Below are 1,804 nucleotides of genomic sequence, written 5' to 3'. Positions count from 1 at the left end.
CTTGACCCGGCACAGCCCGCCGTCGGCGGCCGCGACCACGCGCACGAGCCCCGGGCAGGCCGACGGGCGCACGACGGGCGACTCAGGAATCGAAACGGGGGCGGAACTCAACGGGGTACCGGGACAGTGTCGCGCCGCGGCCAACGCATCGGTACACCCCGCCCGACGCCGACTGGCACGCACGCACTTTCAGGCCGGCAGGTCTCCTGGCTGACAGGTCGGCGCCGGCTCCCGGCCTTCCCGGTGGAACCAGTGGCATGAGGGGGAGATCGGCTCGCTGTCTACAGTTGCGGGGGCAGCCACAGCGGCGCGTGGCGCGCCCTGTGTTCCCTCTTCGGCCCCGAGGGGCACCGGCGAACGAACGGCCGTAGGATACCCGATTTTCGCGACGATCCGGCATTGTCGATACGCCGCGCAACCGCGTCACAGCACGGTCGCAGCCGGTTTTGAGCTATCTCGCAAATGGTACGATTGGCGGCTCGACATCAGATCGGCGACCGCCGGCATCCGCGATGAAACTCGGCAGGACGGAGCTGTTCGGCATGGGTATTGCACTGGGCTTGCTGGCCATCCCGGCCTGGATGCTGCTCGCGTGCATACTGATCCCGCTTGCACCGGCGGCCGAGTGGCCGAAGAATGTCGGGCTCGCCGGCCTCGGCGTGCCGATCGTGGCGGGTGGCACGTTCCTGTACAGGAAAATCGGGGCGCGGCCGCTCATGTGGCTGCTGCTCGGCTGGCTGCTGATCGCGTCGATCGGCGGCATGTATTTGGGCTTGCTGGTCTTGATTGGCCCGGTGACGCGCGGCTAGCGTCATCGCCGTATCGCACCGATAGGCGGGCGACACGCACGGCGTGGGCGCGGATCAGGATCATCGACGAATCAACGCGCGGCAGCCCGGCCGCCGCGCATCGCAACACACGGTAGGGAATCGAACGATGGGGAAGGGTGCATGACGGCGTGGCTGACGGTAGTGGGCATCGGCGACGACGGTTACGCGGGGCTCGGACGCAGCGCGCGGCGCGCGCTGCTCGAATACACGGCGCTGCTCGACATGCCGGCCGAGTATTTCCTCGATACGGTCGACATCGTGTTCCAGCGCATGAGCCTTGCGCTCGGCACGTGGGACGTGGGCGGCCAGCGCGTCGAGCCGGCGGCCTTGCGCGGCATCGTCCTGCTGACCGTCGAAGGTGCGTGCGACAAGGTCACGGGCGCCGGCCAGACGCATGCGGCGCTCGACCTGTGCAGCAGCCTCGCCGACGACGAGCGCTACCGCATCGACATCGACGACTGCGATCACTACGGGCTGTTTACGGGGGCGCGCTGGCACGGGGATGTCCATCCGATGCTGCAGCGCGTGTTCGCGTGGGCCGAAACCCGCCGCCCTCGCCCGCGTCGCATCAGGCGGACGTGATCCCGAATCAGAGCCGCGCCGCGTCGAGCAATGCGCGTACCTCGTCGTCGCTCGTCTGCTCGAAGCGTGCGTAGAACTGGCTGATCCCGAAGAACGGCAGCGGCAGCGACACGGTGACGAACGCATCGGCCAGATCGTCGAACACATGGCGCGTGCCCGCCGGTGCGACCGGGGCAGCCGCCACGATCCGCGCCGGGTGACGCTCGCGCAACGCCTGCAGCGCGACGCGCATCGACGCGCCGGTCGCGACGCCGTCGTCGACGACGATCGCGATGCGCCCTTCGACCGGCCGCAGATCGGACGCGCGGCGTGGAGGGAAAGGGTGTGCGCACGCGTGTAGATCCCGGCGGTCGCCGCTGCACTTCACACAAACACCGCCCCACAGCAGACAC

At 69.0% G+C, this 1,804-nt stretch carries 2 protein-coding genes, 1 pseudogene and 1 riboswitch; of the genes and pseudogenes, 2 read left to right on the top strand and 1 reads right to left on the bottom strand.

Annotated features, from left to right (window positions below; genetic code table 11):
- Window positions 1-178 precede the first annotated feature (178 nt).
- Window positions 179-370: riboswitch (cobalamin riboswitch) on the bottom strand.
- A gap of 142 nt (window positions 371-512) precedes the next feature.
- Both G3N93_RS39595 and G3N93_RS39590 read left to right on the top strand, forming a co-directional pair.
- On the top strand, window positions 513-809 hold the full coding sequence (locus tag G3N93_RS39595) for a hypothetical protein (protein ID WP_206135482.1): 297 nt from the start codon (window positions 513-515) through the stop codon (window positions 807-809).
- 204 nt (window positions 810-1,013) lie between these two features.
- Window positions 1,014-1,412 (top strand): annotated as a pseudogene (locus tag G3N93_RS39590) (polyhydroxyalkanoate depolymerase); the annotation flags it as partial.
- A gap of 7 nt (window positions 1,413-1,419) precedes the next feature.
- On the opposite strand, the gene G3N93_RS39585 reads toward G3N93_RS39590, so the two are convergent.
- A partial coding sequence (locus tag G3N93_RS39585) for a phosphoribosyltransferase family protein (protein ID WP_277396614.1) occupies window positions 1,420-1,804 on the bottom strand: 385 nt, incomplete at its 5' end.

The organism is Burkholderia sp. Se-20378, assembly GCF_017104665.1.
Classification (GTDB): domain Bacteria; phylum Pseudomonadota; class Gammaproteobacteria; order Burkholderiales; family Burkholderiaceae; genus Burkholderia; species Burkholderia lata.
The sequence above is the reverse complement of the archived record's forward strand: the minus strand, read 5'-3'. Positions and strand labels throughout refer to the sequence as shown.

What these genes read in the sequence shown, in the direction of transcription:
- G3N93_RS39595 (WP_206135482.1), top strand. Translation starts at nt 513, where the DNA reads ATGAAACTCGGCAGGACGGAGCTGTTCGGCATGGGTATTGCACTGGGC.